This window comes from Bradyrhizobium sp. WSM2254, from assembly GCF_000472645.1.
Lineage (GTDB): Bacteria > Pseudomonadota > Alphaproteobacteria > Rhizobiales > Xanthobacteraceae > Bradyrhizobium > Bradyrhizobium niftali.
The window spans coordinates 343,886-361,579 of record NZ_AXAB01000002.1 but is presented as its reverse complement, the minus strand read 5'-3'; the positions used below and the strand labels follow the sequence as shown (position 1 = coordinate 361,579).

General features: G+C 64.1%; 12 protein-coding genes. 6 read left to right on the top strand and 6 right to left on the bottom strand.

All coding sequences use genetic code 11. The features are described from left to right. Positions 1 to 75: 75 nt before the first annotated feature. From metG to A3M7_RS0104185, 3 genes are read left to right on the top strand one after another with little or no spacing between them, the layout of a single operon-like run. Complete coding sequence (metG, locus tag A3M7_RS0104195) at positions 76 to 2,061, top strand: methionine--tRNA ligase (protein ID WP_156936815.1); 1,986 nt, start codon at positions 76 to 78, stop codon at positions 2,059 to 2,061. A 12-nt stretch (positions 2,062 to 2,073) separates the two neighbouring features. Further along, on the top strand, positions 2,074 to 2,850 hold the full coding sequence (locus tag A3M7_RS0104190; protein ID WP_027542798.1) for a TatD family hydrolase: 777 nt from the start codon (positions 2,074 to 2,076) through the stop codon (positions 2,848 to 2,850). Positions 2,851 to 2,863: 13 nt separating this feature from the next. Then, complete coding sequence (locus tag A3M7_RS0104185) at positions 2,864 to 3,661, top strand: MBL fold metallo-hydrolase (protein ID WP_027542797.1); 798 nt, start codon at positions 2,864 to 2,866, stop codon at positions 3,659 to 3,661. 78 nt (positions 3,662 to 3,739) lie between these two features. On the opposite strand, the gene A3M7_RS0104180 is transcribed toward A3M7_RS0104185, so the two are convergent. The 5 genes from A3M7_RS0104180 to A3M7_RS0104160 all read right to left on the bottom strand — a co-directional run bounded on the left by A3M7_RS0104180 (position 3,740) and on the right by A3M7_RS0104160 (position 13,176). Next, positions 3,740 to 5,389 (bottom strand): acyl-CoA synthetase, encoded by a 1,650-nt coding sequence (locus A3M7_RS0104180; RefSeq protein ID WP_027542796.1) that lies wholly within the window; start codon positions 5,387 to 5,389, stop codon positions 3,740 to 3,742. Between the two features lie 21 nt (positions 5,390 to 5,410). After that, complete coding sequence (locus tag A3M7_RS0104175; RefSeq protein WP_027542795.1) at positions 5,411 to 7,300, bottom strand: TRAP transporter large permease subunit; 1,890 nt, start codon at positions 7,298 to 7,300, stop codon at positions 5,411 to 5,413. Positions 7,301 to 7,315: 15 nt separating this feature from the next. Further along, complete coding sequence (locus A3M7_RS0104170; protein WP_027542794.1) at positions 7,316 to 8,335, bottom strand: TRAP transporter substrate-binding protein; 1,020 nt, start codon at positions 8,333 to 8,335, stop codon at positions 7,316 to 7,318. 393 nt (positions 8,336 to 8,728) lie between these two features. Then, positions 8,729 to 9,988, bottom strand: a complete 1,260-nt coding sequence (locus A3M7_RS0104165) for an efflux RND transporter periplasmic adaptor subunit (protein ID WP_027542793.1) — start codon at positions 9,986 to 9,988, stop codon at positions 8,729 to 8,731. Next, the gene (locus A3M7_RS0104160) at positions 9,985 to 13,176 is read right to left on the bottom strand and encodes an efflux RND transporter permease subunit (protein WP_027542792.1); all 3,192 of its coding nucleotides are present in this window, start codon (positions 13,174 to 13,176) and stop codon (positions 9,985 to 9,987) included. The genes A3M7_RS0104165 and A3M7_RS0104160 overlap by 4 nt, the downstream gene beginning before the upstream one ends. Positions 13,177 to 13,656: 480 nt before the next feature. On the opposite strand from A3M7_RS0104160, the gene A3M7_RS0104155 reads away from it, so the two are divergent. Beyond that, positions 13,657 to 14,853 (top strand): Xaa-Pro peptidase family protein, encoded by a 1,197-nt coding sequence (locus A3M7_RS0104155; RefSeq protein WP_027542791.1) that lies wholly within the window; start codon positions 13,657 to 13,659, stop codon positions 14,851 to 14,853. 315 nt (positions 14,854 to 15,168) lie between these two features. Then, entirely contained in the window at positions 15,169 to 15,291 is a 123-nt protein-coding gene (locus tag A3M7_RS51005; protein ID WP_256374847.1) for a hypothetical protein, read from the top strand. 778 nt (positions 15,292 to 16,069) lie between these two features. Here the strand turns inward: A3M7_RS51005 and A3M7_RS0104140 are convergent. Continuing rightward, the gene (locus A3M7_RS0104140; protein WP_245284193.1) at positions 16,070 to 17,074 is read right to left on the bottom strand and encodes a LysR family transcriptional regulator; all 1,005 of its coding nucleotides are present in this window, start codon (positions 17,072 to 17,074) and stop codon (positions 16,070 to 16,072) included. Here A3M7_RS0104140 and A3M7_RS0104135 point away from each other — a divergent pair. Beyond that, on the top strand, positions 17,073 to 17,666 hold the full coding sequence (locus A3M7_RS0104135) for an isochorismatase family protein (RefSeq protein ID WP_027542787.1): 594 nt from the start codon (positions 17,073 to 17,075) through the stop codon (positions 17,664 to 17,666). The two genes, A3M7_RS0104140 and A3M7_RS0104135, sit on opposite strands and share 2 nt — an antisense overlap. Positions 17,667 to 17,694: the final 28 nt, after the last annotated feature.

Below are 17,694 nucleotides of genomic sequence, written 5' to 3'. Positions count from 1 at the left end.
GAGGATCATGCTCAAAACAACAACCTAACGCAGGTTCGTTTCCAAATTTTTGAGAAGCCGGTAAAGGAATTCGTCGTGGCAACGCGAGCTAAAAAATCCGTCAAGCGCAAGAGCGGCAAGAAAGCTGCGAAGAAGGCTCCCAAAAAGGCCGTGAAGGCGCTCGCGCGCAAAGCTGCCAAGAAGGTCAAGAAGAGCAAGAAGGCTGCCGCCAAGAAGGGCGTGAAGAAGAGCGCTGCGAAGACGGCAAAGAAGGCCGGCAAGAAGACTGCGAAGAAGCAGGTTGTCGCGAAGAAGGCTTCAAAGACAAAGGCCGCCGAGAAAACGGCCAAGGCGCCTGCGAACAAGGCACCTGCGAACAAGGCACCTGCGAAGAAGGTGGCCAAGAAGGCGAGGGCAATTGCGCCGCCCGCGGCGCCGGCTGCTGTCGTCGCTCCGCCAAAGGCTGCCAAGCCGAAGGCGCCACGCGCGCCGAAGCCGGTTGCAGCTCCGCAGGCCGCAGCGCCCGCCGCGGCTCCTGCGCGCGACAACGTCTTCTACATCACGACCGCGATCGCCTATCCCAACGGCAACCCGCATATCGGCCACGCCTATGAGGCGATCGCCACCGACACGCTGGCACGCTTTGCACGGCTCGACGGCAAGGACGTGTTCTTCCTGACCGGCACCGACGAGCACGGCCTGAAGATGATTCAGACCGCGCAGAACGAGGGCCTGACCCCGTCCGCGCTCGCGGCCCGCAACGCCGCCCGCTTCAAGGCGATGGACGAGCGGCTCAACGTGTCGTTCGATCGTTTCATCCGCACCACCGAAGAGCAGCACCACCGCTCCACCCAGGAGATCTGGCGGCGCATGGAAGCGAACGGCGACATCTATGCCGACACCTATGCGGGCTGGTACTCGGTGCGCGACGAAGCCTACTACGCCGAGGACGAGACGCGCCTGAACGACGACGGCGTGCGCCTCGGGCCGCAAGGCACGCCGGTCGAATGGGTCGAGGAGAAGAGCTACTTCTTCCGCCTGTCCGCCTATCAGGACAAGCTGCTCAAGCTGTATACCGATCATCCCGATTTCATCGGCCCGGACTCGCGCCGCAACGAGGTGGTGAGCTTCGTCAAGGGCGGACTGCGCGATCTCTCGATCTCGCGCACCACCTTCGACTGGGGCGTCAAGGTGCCCGGCGACGAAGAGCACGTGATGTATGTCTGGGTCGACGCGCTCACCAACTACATCACCGGGGTCGGCTTCCCCGACGAAAGCGACAAGAACTGGCGCTATTGGCCGGCCGATGTGCACATCATCGGCAAGGACATCATCCGCTTCCATGCGGTGTACTGGCCGGCGTTCCTGATGTCGGCCCGCATTCCCGTGCAGAAGCGGGTCTATGCCCACGGCTTCCTGTTCAACAGGGGCGAGAAGATGTCGAAGTCGGTCGGCAACGTCGTCGATCCCTTCAACCTTGCCGACCAGTATGGCGTCGACCAGATGCGCTATTTCTTCCTGCGCGAGGTGCCGTTCGGCCAGGACGGCAACTACAACCACGAGGCCATCGTCGCGCGCATCAATGCCGATCTCGCCAACGATCTCGGCAACCTTGCGCAGCGCTCGCTGTCGATGATCGGCAAGCAACTCGGCGGCGTGCTGCCGGAGCCGGGTGAGTTCAGCGACAACGACAAGGCCATCCTGGCGATGGCCGACGGCATGATCGCAGCAAGCCGCGAGGCGATGGCGACGCAGCAGATCCATCACTGGCTCAACGCCGTATGGGCGGTGGTCGCAGAAGCCAACCGCTATTTCGCGGGCGAGGCGCCGTGGGCGCTCGCCAAGACCGATCCTGCCAGGCAGAAGACGGTGCTCTATGTCACCGCCGAGGTCGTGCGCCAGATCGCGATCCTGGCCCAGCCGGCGATGCCGACCGCCTCGGGATTGCTGCTCGACAGCCTCGGTGTCCCCGAAGGCGAGCGCAATTTCGCGACACTCGGCGGCGCCAAGCGCATCGCGCGCGGCTCGACGCTGCCCGCGCCGACGCCGGCCTTCCCGCGCTACATCGAGCCGGCGGCCTGAGGCGTTCGGACGATGCTGGTCGACAGTCATTGCCATCTCGACTTCCCCGACTTTGCGGAAGATCTCGACGGGATCGTGTCGCGTGCGCGTGCCGCCGGAATCGGGCGCATGGTCACGATCTCGACACGGGTGCGTAAGCTCACTCGGCTTCTGGCCATCGCCGAGCGCTTCGACGATGTCTACTGCTCGGTCGGCACCCATCCGCACAACGCGGATGAGGAAGACGGCATCGCGCCGGACGAGCTGATCGCGTTGACGCAGCATCCCAAGGTCGTGGCGCTCGGCGAGGCCGGGCTCGACTATTTCTACGACAACGGCTCGCCGGAAGCGCAGGCGAGGGGCTTTCGCGCCCACATCGCGGCTGCACGCGCGACCGGCTTGCCGCTGGTGATCCACACCCGCGAGGCGGACGAGGATTGCGGCCGCATCCTGGAAGAGGAGGCGGCACGCGGATCGTTTCGCGCCGTGCTGCATTGCTACACCGGCGGGCGCGAGCTGGCGCTGAAGGCGGTGTCGCTCGGCCTGTACATCGGCTTCACGGGCATCCTGACCTTCAAGAAGTCGGAGGCGCTGCGCGCGCTCGCGGCCGAGTTGCCGCCTGACCGTATTCTGGTTGAAACAGACTCGCCCTACCTTGCGCCCGGCAAGTTCCGCGGCAAGCGCAACGAGCCGGCCTATGTGGTCGAGGTCGCAAAAGTGCTGGCTGAGGCGCGCGGCGTGTCGTTTGAAGAGATCTCGCGCCAGACCACCGAAAACTTCTTCCGCCTGTTCTCCAAGGTGCCAGCTTGAATCCGGGAGCCGCATGACGCTGACGCTGACGATCCTGGGCTGCGGCTCCTCCGCCGGCGTGCCGCGCCCGGCGCTCGGCTGGGGCGCCTGCGATCCGAGCAATCCAAAGAACCGCCGCCGCCGCTGCTCGCTGCTGGTCGAACGGACATCCGAGCACGGCACGACACGGATCGTGATCGACACCTCGCCAGACCTGCGCGAGCAATTGCTCTCGACCAATGTGGATCACATCGACGCGGTGTTCCTGACCCACGAGCACGCCGACCAGACCCACGGCATGGACGATCTGCGCTCGGTCGTCATGCACATGCGGCGGCGTATCCCGACCTACTTCAACCTGTCGACCGCCAAGGACATCATGGCGCGGTTCTCCTATTGCTTCATCTCGCCGGAGGGCAGCGACTATCCACCGATCCTGACCCGTCATTCGATCGAGGCCGGCGAAAGCCGGACCATCCTGGGGAAGGGTGGTGCCGTGACGATGACGGCCTTCCTTGTGCAGCATGGCGCCATTCCCGCGCTCGGCTATCGCATCGGGGACGCCGCCTACACGCCCGACCTCAACGACATCCCGCGCGAGAGCTGGGGAGCGCTGGAAAATCTCGACCTCTGGATCGTCGACGGGCTGCGCTACACCAGCCATGTCAGCCATTTCAGCATCAACGACGCGCTGTCCTGGATCGAACGTTTCAGGCCGAAGCGCGCGGTCATCACCAACATGACGGCCGATGTCGATTACGAAGCCATCCGACAGTCGCTGCCATCGGGCGTGGTGCCGGCTTACGACGGCCTGCGGCTGGAGACGCAATGAGCCGGGCGAAGGCTCAACGCTGCCGAAACTTTCTCGATGCCGCCGGCGTCGATCCGTGTTTTGAAACGGGAAATCGGCTCAGGCGGATATTGCCTTCGCTGATCCCAGTTGGTTGCGCAGCAGGAATTTCTGGATCTTGCCCGTCGACGTCTTCGGGATCGGCCCGAACACGATCGCCTTCGGCGTCTTGAAGCCCGACATGTGACTGCGGCAGAAGGCGATGATGTCGGCCTCGGTCGCACTGGCGCCGTCCTTCAGCTCGACGAAGGCGCAGGGCACCTCGCCCCATTTCGGATCGGGCTTGGCGACGACGGCGGCGAACAGCACGGCCGGGTGCTTGTAGAGGATGTCCTCGACCTCGACCGAGGAAATGTTCTCGCCGCCCGAGATGATGATGTCCTTGGAGCGGTCCTTGATGATGACGTAGCCGTGCTCGTCGAGCACGCCGAGATCGCCGGTGTGAAACCAGCCGCCCTCGAAGGCTTCCTTCGTCGCCTTCTCGTTCTTGAGGTAGCCCTTCATCACGATGTTGCCGCGGAACATGACCTCGCCGATGGTCTCGCCGTCGCGCGGCACCTCCTGCATGGTCTGCGGATTGATCACGGTGACGCCTTCCTCGAGCGGGTAGGGCACACCCTGCCGGCGCTTCATGCGTGCGCGTTCGGCCGGCGGAAGCTCGTCCCAGCCGGGCTGCTCGGCGCAGACGGAAGCGGGGCCGTAGACTTCGGTCAGGCCGTAGACATGCGTCAGCTTGATGCCGATGTTTTCTGCGCCTTCGAGCACCGCAACGGGCGGCGCCGCGCCGGCGATCAGGCCGACGACGCGGCGGGCGGCATTGCCCTTCGGGGCATCGGGCGCATTGATCAGCGTGTTGTAGACGATCGGCGCGCCGCACATGTGGGTGACGCCGTGCAGTTTGATCAGCTCGAAGATCTTGGTCGGCTCGACCTTGCGCAGGCAGACATTGATGCCGGCTGAGGCCGCGATGGTCCAGGGGAAGCACCAGCCGTTGCAATGGAACATCGGCAGCGTCCACAGATAGACCGGATGCTGGCCGAGATTGCCGGCAAGGATGTTGCTGACGGCGTTGAGATAAGCGCCGCGATGATGCGTGACGACGCCCTTGGGATTACCGGTCGTGCCCGAGGTGTAGCTCAGCGCGATCGCGTCCCATTCGTCCTTCGGCGGGATCGCGGTGAAATCAGGGTCGCCCTGCGCCACGGCGGCCTCATATTCGATTTCGCCAATGCGCGTGCCGCCCTTGAAGGCGGCATCGTCGACGTCGATCACGAACGGTTTTGGGCCGCTCATCTGTGACAGCGCATCGGTGATCACGCCCGAAAACTCGGGATCGACCAGGATGATCCTGGCCCCGCCATGATCGAGCTGGAACGCGATCGAAGGTGCATCGAGGCGGATGTTGAGCGCGTTGAGCACGGCGCCGGTCATCGGCACCGCGAAGTGCACCTCGTTCATCGCCGGGATGTTCGGCAGCATTGCCGCGACGGTGTCGCCGACGCCGATGCCCTTGCCTGCGAGGTAAGACGCAAAGCGCCGGCAGCGCTCATAGGTTTGCGCCCAGGTGAAGCTGCGGCCTTCGTAGACCGTGCTGACGTGATCGGGATAGACCGCGGCGCTGCGCGCGAGAAAGCTCAGCGGGCTCAGCGGCACGTAGTTGGCGGGCGTCTTGTCGAGGCCGATATTGTAGGGGTTCTGCCGCTCGCTCATCGACACCCTCCTTAAACCGCGTCAAAGAAATCCGATCGAAATCCACGGGAAGATCGCGACGATGATCAATCCCACCAGCAGCGCCAGCAGATAGCCCCAGATCGGCCTGATGCCTTCGGCCGGGTCGACGCGTCCGATGGCGCAGGCGGCATAATAGCCGACGCCGAAGGGCGGGGCGAATAGCCCGATACCCATGGCCAGAATGATCACCATCGCATAGTGCACCTCGTGCACGCCGACGGCGCGGGCAATCGGAAACAGCAGCGGCCCGAACAGCACGATCGCCGGGATGCCCTCCAGCACGCTGCCGAGGATGGTGAAGGCCAGGATGGACACGGCGATGAAGGTCGCCGAGCCGCCCGGCAATCCCGTCATGGCCGCCGCCAGCGAGCGCGAGAAGCCGGATTGGGTCAGGCCCCAGGCCATGCCGGTGGCGGTGCCGATGATCAGGAGGATGGCGCCCGACAGCGCCGCGGTCTCGACCAGCATCGGAAACAGCCGCCGCCAGTCGAAGCGGCGATAGACCAGCAGGCCGACCAGGGCGCCATAGACGATGCCGATGGTGGAGACTTCGGTGGCCGTGGCGATGCCCTCGACCACGGCGTAGCGGATCACGAAGGGCAGCGCGAGCGCGGGCAGGGCGACGACGAAGGTCTTGCCGATCTCGCTGCCCGTGGCGCGGCGGACATGGCTCATGTCCTCATGGCGGTAGCGCCACCACACCAGCATGCAGAGCGTGACGGCGAGCACGACGCCGGGCAGCAGGCCGCCGGTAAACAGCGCCGCGATCGAGACGCCGGTGACCGAGCCGATCGTGATCAGCACGAGGCTCGGCGGAATGGTCTCGGTCTGGGCCCCCGTCGCCGCAAGAAGCGCAACGAGGTCGCCGGGGCGGGCGCCGCGCTGTTTCATTTCCGGGAACAGCACGGGCGCAACCGCAGCCATGTCCGCGGCCTTGGCGCCCGAAATGCCGGAGACCAGGTACATGGCGCCGACCAGCACGTAATGCAGGCCGCCGCGGACATGCCCGAGCAGGCTCGCCAGGAACGCCACCATGGCCCGCGCCATGCCGGTCATCTCGATGAGCAGCCCCAGGAACACGAACAGCGGCACCGAGAGCAGGATGAGATGGCTCATGCCCTCGTCCATCCGTCCAATCAGCACCATGACCGGCGTGCGCGTGGTCAGCGCCAGATAGCCGAAGATCGCAAGGCCGAAGCCGAACGCAATGGGAACGCCGGCAAAGACGCAGAAGCCGGCGACGCCGACGAAGAAGATGACGAGGTTGAGGTTGCCGAGCGGCCGCAGATAAGGCTGCGCCAGCCAGAATAGACCGACGATGACGGCAACTGTTATCACCGCCGTCAGCACCATGCGGTAATCGGCGGCGCGCAGCAGTCGCAGCAGCGCGAAGACCGCCATCAGGCAGATGCCGGCCGGCAAGGCCGCGGCGCGCCACATGTTCGAGATCTGGAGCGCCGGCGTGGTGATGAAGCTTTCCTCGTAGGCGTAATCGGCGGATGGCCAGACGATCAGCGCCAGGAACGCCAGCGCCGCAGCGGTCGCGACCAGGTCGAGATAGGCCCGCATGGCAGGCTTGGCACTCGCGACGACCGCGGTCATGCGCATGTGCTCGGAGCGGCGGAATGCGACCGCCGCGCCCAGCATGGCCAGCCACAGGAACAGGATCGAGGCGAGTTCATCCGACCAGATCAGCGGCCGGTGCAGGCCGTAGCGCGCGACCACGCCGGCAAACAGGATCACGATCTCGGCGACCACCAGGGTCGCAGCCGGGATTTCGACGGCAAGGCCGAGGACGCGTTCGAGCGAAGCCAGCAGTGAGGATCGGCGAGGGGACTGAACAGCCGCCTCGCCCGCCACTTCGGTCACCTCAACCTCGATATGAGCCATGACGGCCCCAACGCGTTACGAGAGCTTGCCGACGGCCTTCTCCAGGAGGTCCCAGGCCTGATCGCCATATTTGCCTTTCCACTCGGCATAAAAGCCGGCGGTCCGCAGCTTGTCGCGGAACGGCGCGACCGTTGGCTGGTTGAAGGTCAGGCCCTTGGCCGCGAGCTCCTGCTGGAGGTTGGCATTGAGCTTGGCGGTATCCTCGCGCTCCTTGACCGCGGCGGCATTGATGTTCTTGGCGACGATGGTGCGCACATCCTCCGGCAGCGCGCTCCAGGCGCGGCGATTGGCCAGGAACCAGAAGCCGTCCCACATGTGGTTGGTCAGCGAGCAGTATTTCTGCACCTCGTAGAGCTTTGCGGTCGAGATGATCGCCAGCGGGTTCTCCTGGCCCTCGACGATCTTGGTCTGGAGCGCGGAGTAGACCTCGCTGAAATTGATCGAGGCGGGCGCCGCATCGAACGCCTTGAACATCGAGGTCCACAGCGGCGACACCGGCACGCGGATCTTGAAGCCCTTGAGGTCGTCCGGACCGGTGATCGGCTTGGTCGAGGACGTGGTCTGGCGGAAGCCGTTGTCCCAGATCTTGTCCATCACCTCGAGGCCGGCCTTCTTGATCTCGCCGCGGACATGGGCGCCGAGATCGCCGTCCATGGCCTTCCAGACCGTGTCGTAGTCCGGGAACGCGAAGCCGATGCCGTTGATGGACGCGGCCGGCACCAGGGTCGACAGGATCAGGCCCGACAGCGTGAAGAACTCGACGCCGCCGGAGCGGATCTGGCTCAGCATGTCGGTGTCGGAGCCAAGCTGGTTGTTCGGGAAGATCTGGAGGTCGAACTTGCCGTTGGTCTCGCTCTTGATCGCCGCCGCCATCTCCTTGGCGCGCACGTTCAGCGGATGGGTGTCCGGCAGGTTATTGGCGTATTTGTAGCTGAACTCGGCGCTCTGGGCGCGGGCCACATGGGGCGCACCGAGGCCGCCCAGCACCGCGGTCGCGGCGGAGGCCTTAAGAAGCGTGCGTCGGGAAAAGCTCATGGGTCTGCTTCCTCGGAAGGTTTGTTGTTGTTCTGAGATGCAGACCTATACGGAGGTCACGTCGGAAGGTCATCTGCGATCTCGCGAAGCCTCGCTTATTGCAGCCGGACAATGTCACGGCAATATCGCTTTCGGCACATGGAGCCGGATTCAAAAACGCGAAAAACAACCCCATGCACAGTAGCCGTCAAGAGCTGGGACAACGTTCGAGGGCCGGGCCGAAAGTCGCGCTCGAGTGAAGCTGAGATGGCAGGAATTCCGTCTAAACAATTGATCTGATTGTATATAAATATATTCCATAATATACCTTATGCGAATCATGGATATGGGTGGCCATGGGCTCATAGCGGCATCCAGGCTGCTCGCCTCTCGCGCCAATCCTGCCCTTACGGGCTACGACACGGTCGTTGTCGGTTGGGCTCGGACCTTGGCGCCGTCGGCGAGATCGACGGATGGATTGAGGATGATCTGGTCGCCACGCTTGACGCCGCTGTCGACCTCGAGCTCGCGGCCGAGGTCGCGCAGCACGTCGATCTTCCTGAGGTGCACGACGCCATTGTCCACCACGGCGACCTGCATGCCGCCGGCGTTGAAGATCACGGCGTCGGCAGAGATCCGGAAGCTTGGGGTCCGGCGTGGGATGCGCAGTTCCACGGTGCAGTAGATCCCCGACGTGAGCGCAGCGTCGGGATTGGGAATGTCGACCTCGGTGAGCAGCGTCCGCGATCCCGGCTGGAGCGCGTCCGCAATGCGGGTCACGGTGCCTGGAAAGGTCCGGTCCGGCATCTCCGGCACATGGACCACCGCGGCTATGCCGGGCTTGAGGCCGAAGGCGGCGTCCTGCGGTACGAACACCTGGGTACGGATCACATTGCCCTGCTGGAGCGTGAACATGAAGGTGCCCGAGGTCGCGTCGGCCTGGACCAGGCTGCCGACGTCGATGTTGCGCTGGGTGATGACGCCATCGAACGGGGCCACCACGCGCTGATAGAGCTTTTGCTGGCGAAGCACCTGCAACTGCGCCTCCTCCGCCCTGATATTGGCCTGGGCCACCGACACCGCGGCCTCCTGGGCCTTGAGAGTCTGCTCGTCGATGGTGCCCTGCTGCGCCGTGACCCATCCCTTGTCGACCAGCGGCCGATCGCGGTCCCAGGTGACCTTGGCGAGCTCGCGGTTCGCCTGGGCCTGCTGGAACGACCAGTTGAGCTGGGCAAGCGTCGCTTCGGCCTGGGCGATCTGGTGATCGAGCTCGGGGGCGACGATTTCGGCGAGCAACTGGCCTGCCTTGACTTGGTCGCCGATATCGACCGCGCGGGTGGCGACATAGCCGCTGGCCCGGGCGAAGATGTTGGCGCTGGCGAAGGCGGAGGTCGTCGCCGGCAGCTTCACGACCTCGTTCGTGTCGCTGGGCTCGACGGTGGTGACACGGACCTGCGGCACGAAGTCACTCGCCTGCTCGGCCGTCGCGAGCACCTGGCGTCGCTCCGCATAGTGGCTCCATGCACCCGACGCCAGCGCCGTGCCGGCCACGAGGATCAGGCCGAAGCCGGCGAGGCGCCCTCCCCGACGACGCGCGTGCCGCCGCGGTGCGCCGTCCCGGCCCCGGTCCGTCTCTGTCACGCGCTCCGGCTCGATTGGTCCGTTGAAGTTCATTCCAGCACCTCGTCAAATACCCCGTGATGTGTCTTGCCGTCGTTGCCCTTGCGAAGCATCGCGAACAGGTAGGGCACGACCAGCAGCGTGGTCGGCGTTGCAAACAAGAGCCCGCCGATGACGGCGCGGGCCAGTGCGGCGTTCTGCTCCTCGCCGGCCGCGCCGATCGCCATCGGGATCATGCCGACGATCATCGCGGCCGCCGTCATCAGCACGGGCCGGATCCGGGTATGGCCGGCCTCGATCGCAGCCTCGAAGGCGGTCTTGCCTGCAAGCTGCTGCTCCCTGGCAAAGGTCACGAGCAGGATCGAATTCGCCGAGGCGACGCCGACCGCCATGATCGCTCCCATCAGCGATGGGACGTTGAGGGTCGTGCCGGTGATGAACAGCATGGTCAGGATGCCGCACAGCGTTGCCGGCAAGGCCAGAATGACGACAAAGGGGTCGCCGAAATTCTGGTAGTTCACGACCATGAGCAGATAGACGAGCACGGCTGCGAACAGCAGGCCGGTGCCGAGATTGATGAAAGCGCTGTTCATGCTCTGGATCTGGCCAGTCACCTGAATGGTGTTGCCGGGTTTGAGCTGCTTCTGGAGGTCCGCCGTGACCTTGCTGATCTCGCTCGCCACGCTGCCGAGATCGCGGCCCTGGACGCTGGCATAGACCTCGTAGACCGGCTGCACATTGGCCTGGTTGGTGTTGGTCGGGATCGTGCTGCGCCGGAACGTGGTGACGTTGCCGAGCAGGCCGGGAATTGGGGTATCGCTCTGTGCTGACGCCAGCGACGTCGACACCGGCGTGTTGGCGAGGTCGTTGAGCGAGCTGATCTGGCGCTCGGGCGTCTGCACCGCGAAATAATAGGGAATGCCGGATGTCGGGTCGGTCCAGAAGTTCGGTGTCACCTGCTCTGAGGAGCTCAGGCTGACATTGAGATTGGTCGCGATCGTATCGGCGTTGAGGCCGAGCTGCGCCGCACGGGTGCGGTCGATATCCGCGTAGAAGGCCGGCGCGTTCACCTCCTGCTGAAGGTGGGCGTCGGCGATCCCCGGGATCGCCGCGATGCGCTGGCGCAATTCGTTGGCGACCTTCAGGTTGTTGGCCTTGTCGTAGCCGACGGTGCGCACGTCGATCTGGGCCGGCAGCCCGAAATTGAGGATCTGGGTGACGATGTCTGCGGCCTGGAAGTAGAACGTGTCTTCCGGAAACGCGGCCGGCAGGATCTCGCGCAGCCTGCGCACGTAGTCGGCCGTGGGCTGGTGCCCCTCCTTCAGCGAGATCAGGATCACGCCATCATTGACGCCGATGGTCGAGCCGTCGCTGAACGCCAGATTATAGGAGCGCGCGGGCAAGCCGATATTGTCGACGATCAGCGCACGGTCCCTGTCCGGAATGACCTCGCGGATCTTGTCCTCGACCTGCTGGAAGATTTGCTCCGTGTTCTCGATACGGCTACCTGCCGGCGCGCGCACGTGGAGCTGGATCTGTCCGCCGTCGATCAACGGAAAGAAATCGCGGCCGACCAGCGGGAACAGCACGACACCAAGGACCAGAATGGCGGCCATTCCGGCCGGAATGATGAAGCGATGCTCGATCAATCCGGTCAGCGAGCGCGAATAGGCATGGCGCATCGTCTCGAAATTGCGCTCGAACGCCGCGTGAAAGCGCCCGAACGGTCCGCGCGGCGCGGTGCCGGGTGCATCGTGGCGCTCGCCCTTGAGCAGTAGGCCGATGATGATCGGCGTCAATGTCCTGGACAGGCCGTAGGATGCCAGCATTGCGAAAACCACGGCAAGGCCGAGCGGCGTGAACAGATATTTGGCCGGTCCCTCCAGGAAGACGACGGAGGTGAAGACGCAGCTGATCGCAAGCGTCGAGACGAGTGTGGGAACAGCGATGCCGGCCGCGCCGTGCAGCGTCGCCTGCGGCAGCGGCATCCCCTCCTCGGTCAGCAGGCGATGGGTGTTCTCGATCGTGACGGTGGAATCGTCGACGAGGATGCCCACGGCCAGCGCCAGCCCGCCCAGCGTCATGGTGTTGAGGGTTTCGCCGAGGAAATGGAGCACGATCAGCGAGGCGAGGATCGACAGCGGAATCGAGATCATGACCACGAGCGTCGAGCGCCATGATCCCAGGAACAGGAGGATCATCAGCGCGGTCAGTCCGGCGGCGATGGCGCCCTCGCGCAGCACGCCTTCCACCGATTGCTTGACGAACACCGACTGATCGAACAACTCGTTGATCTGCATGCCCGGAGGCGCCGCCGCGCGCGCGGCCTCGAGCGCCTTGTGGACCGCCTTGACCACGCTGACGGTCGAGGCGTTGCCGTTCTTGATGATGCTGAGCAGGACCGAACGACGGCCGTTCTGGCGCACCACGTTCTGCTGCACCAGCCAGCCATCGTGAACCTGCCCGACGTCCTTGACGAAGATGGTGGCGCCGTTCACGACCTTGATCGGGATATCGTTGAGGTCCGCGATCGAAGGCGGCGTCGCGTTGGTGCGGACGACATATTGCTTGTCGCCCATTTTCGCGGTGCCGGCCGGCAGCGTCAGGTTCTGGGCGTTGACCGCATTGACGACGTCGAGTGGCGTCAGCCCTTTCGCGACCAGCTTGGCGGGATCGATATCGACCATGATCTGCCGGTATTTTCCGCCCGAGGGCGTCGGCAGCGTAATGCCGGGGATCGGCGCCAATTGCTGACGGATGCGATAGATACCGTAGTCGTAGAGCTGCTGCTCGCTGAGCGTATCGGAGCTCAGGCTGATCTGGAGCACGGGCACGCTCGAGGCGTTGAACTGCACGACGACCGGCGCCTGGATGCCGGGCGGCATCAGCGCGCGGATCGCATTGGTGGCGGAGACGATCTGCGAGATAGCGAGGTCGAGGTTGACGTCGGGTTGGAAGTAGATCTTCTGCACCGACAGACCGGCCATCGTCTGCGCTTCGATATTCCTGATTCCGTTGACGTTCGAGCTGATCGAGTACTGGCTGTAGGTGGTGACACGCTGCTCCATCTCCGGCGTGCTCAGGCCGGTGTAACTCCAGATCACGGTTACGACCGGAATGTCGATATCTGGGAAGATGTCGGTCGGCATCGCAAATATGGTGACGGCGCCCAGGAACAGGATCAGCGCAGCGACCACGTAGAACGTGTGGGGAAATCGCAGAGCGAAACGAACGATACCCATCGAGCACTCCTCGTTCCGCGGCGACCATTTGCGGCCACGCGGCATCCAGATCAGCAGCAAGGCGTTGCACGCGGAAATTTCCGCGCGGCCCAGCCTCCTGCGCCTCCTGGATGTTTTTGGCTCGAGGGTCGACGAATAGCCGCTCAATGAACCCTGGCCGCGTTCCCGGCTTCGCGCGGCCGGTATCGCGGTTGAAGGAGGACTTAGAACTTGGACGTCGGAAGTGAAAGCCGCGCGGCGTTACTTCGCGGTAATGAAGCGCGCAATTTGACCACGAGTTGGTGAGCCGCCGCGCACGGAAACTCAAGGTCACGCGAGCTTGCGTGGTCCTGCACTCCCGGCGGTGGCGCCATATCATTTCGGCATTGGTCAAAATCGTGCCGGCCGTCCAAGATCCGCCGTGCCGGCGAAGCACAATGCACAATGCAACGAAGCACAATCCAACAAGGAGTGCCGCGCGGTAACAATGGGAGGTTCGTCATGCAGGAGAACGTTGTTCGCGCGAACAGCTCGCGCGCCATTCCATTCGATGCCGCCAAACTCGACCGCCTGATGGAAGCAGCCGGCCTCGACGTCCTGGTCGCGACCTCCAAGCACAATGTCCAGTACCTGCTCGGGGCCGAGCGCGCGATCTTCTTCGACTACATGGATGCCATGGGCGTCAGCCGCTATCTGCCGGTCCTGGTCTATCCCAAGGGCGCGCCGGAAAAATCCGTCTATGTCGGCCACCGCCTGGAGACCCATCAGCGCGCCGTGGCACCGCCCTGGGTGCCGCAGGTCCGGACCGAGTCCAGCGGCTCGGTCGACGCGATCATGCGGGGCGTCGCGGCCTTGAAGGACGCCGGCGTGCCGATGAAGCGGGTCGGGGTCGAGATGGCGTTCCTGCCCATGGATGCGGGCCGGGCGCTTGCCGACGCCCTGCCCGGCGCCGAGCTCAAGGACGCGCTGCTGGTGCTGGAGCGTCTGCGTGCGGTCAAGTCCGCGGGCGAGCTGGCCAAGCTGAAGACGGCATCCGAACTGGTGATTGCCGCGATGCTGGAGGTGATCGCCGGGCACGGTCCCGGCACGACCAAGCAGCAATTGTCGGACGGCTTGCGCGTCGCCGAGGTCAACCGCGGGCTCACCTTCGAATACTGCCTGCTGGCCTGCGGCAACAGCCACAACCGGGCGCCGTCGGGGCAGCGCTGGGAGCAAGGCGAGGTGCTGTCGCTCGACTCCGGTGGCAATTATCACGGCTATATCGGCGACCTCGCCCGCATGGCCGTGCTAGGCGATCCGGATGCCGAGCTGAAGGACTGCCTGGCCGAGATCGAGGCGGTGCAGCGCGCCGCTTTCGCCGCAGTCCGTCCGGGCGCCATGGGCGGCGCCATCTATGTCGCGGCCGAGCGGCAGCTCGCCCAGATCACGCAGCGCGACTGCACGGATTTCCTGGCCCACGGCATGGGCCTCGTCAGCCACGAGGCCCCTCGCCTGACCGCCAAGGGTCCGGTTCCCTACGACGACACGGACGCGCGGCTGCCGCTCGAGCCCGGCATGGTGGTGTCGATCGAGACCACGATGAAGCATCCCAGGCGCGGCTTCATCAAGCTCGAGGACACGGTCGCGGTGACGGCGAGCGGCTACGAGATATTCGGCGAAGGCGGCCGCGGGTGGAATCTCGGTGGGAGTGCGCCTTGATCTGACTGCGTCGCAAGCCCGCTGAGGCACTCTGCGTGTATTTTTGCGCACGGCTTCCGCCCGAGCGCATCGCTTTTCGCTCCATCAGTCCACGCGCAAAAAAAACAAATCGGCGATCGCAGGAACCCTTGTCGGCCCGCCCTGTTCATTCTTTGTCCGAATCCGGACGCGTAACAATTGGTGGATACTATGAAAAGAATTCTATTAGCGGCAGTCGCCGTTCTCGCATTCGCTTCTCCGTCAGTCGCAGCTGAGACGGGCAAGACCGTTGGCCAATCGCCCTCCTCGTTCTACCTGGCTCAGGATACCGCGACCATGAAGTGTCAGATCGTCGAGAGCCAGCCTGCCGGCGGCAGCATGAAGGTTGTCGGCACCGCTCACACGACAAAGGCTTCGGCAGAAGCGGCTTTGAAGGCGGACAAGACTTGCGCCAAGTAAACTTGCGCCAAGTAAACTTGAGCCAAGTAACTTGGGCCAAGTAATCGGCTAAGTCGGAGCGTGAGTACGGAGGCGGGTCTGTGAGTTCGCTAGAACCACGAATCCTCAAATCCGCCGCCACCAGCGCCCCTCAAGAGTGACTTGCCGCTTGAGATGCTCCAAATTCGAGAGGATACGATCATGAACCAGCAGACAATGAAATGCGTGGTTGCCGTCTCGCTCTTCGGCGCGGCGCTTTTCGGCTCAGTGCTCCCCTCGGGGGCAGCTCCGATCTCGCCGAGTACGAGTCTCCTGAAGCAAGCGGTTTCTTCGTCCGGAGTGACAGAGGTCTACTACCGACGCCACTACCGCGGTCGCGGCTACTACCGCGCTCCGGGGGCCGCAATCGGCCTTGGCATCTTGGGCGCCGCGGCTGGAGCCGCCGCCTATGGGGCCTACGGGTCCAGCTATTACGGGCCCGAGTACTACGAGCCACGGTACTCTGCGCCAGGGTACTACGGCGACCCCTATCCCTATCGCCGCCAATACTACTCCCCGTACTGAGGGCACGAATGACGCTGTTTGGGCGCGGCAGTCTCTGTCACTGACCCTTCCCAATCAGCGTGCCATCGAGCGCGCGCCTGATCGCGCGTCGCGGCTACGTGCCGAGGCGTTCGGAAAGCCGCTCGACGAGGTAGAGCGCTCGAAAATTTCGATCGAAGATGCGAGAAAGGCAGTGCAGATCGCGCTTCCTATGTCTATCGACGTCAGGCCGGTCTTCTGCTCCGGCCGGCCAACCTCAGACACTCTTCAACGCTTCAGCAAACTCGGCCACGATCGCCTTCGTCAGGCGGCCGCTGAACCTGTCCTTCTGCCACAGCGCAGTCATCTCCACCGGAGACGGCTCCCATCCGGTCATGACGCGGACGAGCGCCCCGGAATTCAGCGCCGCTTCCACCAAGAACAAGGGAAGGTTCGCGACACCGAGACCCGCGATCGCGGCGTCGACCAATATCGTTTGTCGGTTTGCCGCGTAGCCAATCGGTGGATTCACGGTGACAGCAGCGCCGTCATGATTTCGTAAATCCCACTCCACCAGGTCGCGACGGATCGCGAGCGCAGGGATCTCATTCAGGTCGTGCGGCACTGTCAACGCCCTCCGTGCCGCAAGGAAACCCGGACTCGCGACCAGCACGCGTGGCAGAGAGGCGAGCTTCTTGAACATCAGCCCGGAGTCGGCGACCGGCCCCATCCGCACCACCAGGTCGTATCCTTCCTCGATCAATGACACCCTGCGATCGGCCAAGGTCATCTCGATCATCACGTCGGGGTGCCTGACCTTGAAGCGGATCAACGCTGGCGCCAGAACCGCTGTCGCGATGTCCGGCGGCAACGACAATCGAACGGTGCCCGACAGGGCAACCCGCTCATCCTGAACCTCAGCGACGGCCTCTTCGGCAAGGTTGAGCGCGAGCCGGGTGCGGTCGAAGAGCCGCTGCCCCTCTTCGGTCAGCGCGACGCCCCTCTTCGTCCGTCGTACCAGTCGGACGTTGAGGGTCTTCTCCAGGGCGGACAGCCGCCGTGACAAGGTGGCCTTGGGAATGCCCGTTGCACGCTCGGCCGCCGCCAGCCCGCCCGCTTCGACAATGCGGGTGAAAAGCGCGAGGCCGTCGAAATCGGAAAAGACGCTCATGTTCCATTTATGAAACATGAGGTGGGCATTTTTCAAGTCTGCCGCGAGGTTCGTTCCATTTGTAGGTTCATCGGCGAGCGATACCGCTCGTCTGACCGAGGGAGCCGCCATGTCCAGCTATTTCACACCTCAAGATTCCACGCTTCTGCTGATCGACCACCAGATCGGCACCATGCAACTGATCAAGAACATCGATGTCGAGCGCGTCCGGCGCATGTCGCTGGCGCTGGCGAAGACCGCGAGCATTCTCGGCATCCCCACCGTCCTGACATCGAGCCAGGAAGATCGCCTGCAGGGTCCGTTGCTGCCGGAACTGAAGGACATTCTTCCCGACGCATTTGACAAGCGGGTCAAGCGCGAAGGCATCGTCAACGCCTGGACCGACGCCAACTTCAAGGCCGCCGTGGAAGCGACGGGCCGCAAGAACCTGATCATGGCCGGTGTCACGACCGACGTCTGTCTCGTCTTCCCGGCGATCGACGCGGTGGCGGAAGGTTACAAGGTGCAGGCCGTCATGGACGCCTCGGGATCGCCGTTCGAACTCTCGGAGGATATGTCGCGCCGCCGCATGCAGGATGCCGGCGTTGTCCTGACGGCGACCAACACCATGATCGCAGAACTGGCCCAGAACTGGGGTACGCCGAACGGGCAGAAGCTCATCCAACTCCTGTTCACCGACGTGTTGCCGCCGATCCAGTCGTAATCGATCCCAAGATCGACCTAAGCCGCCG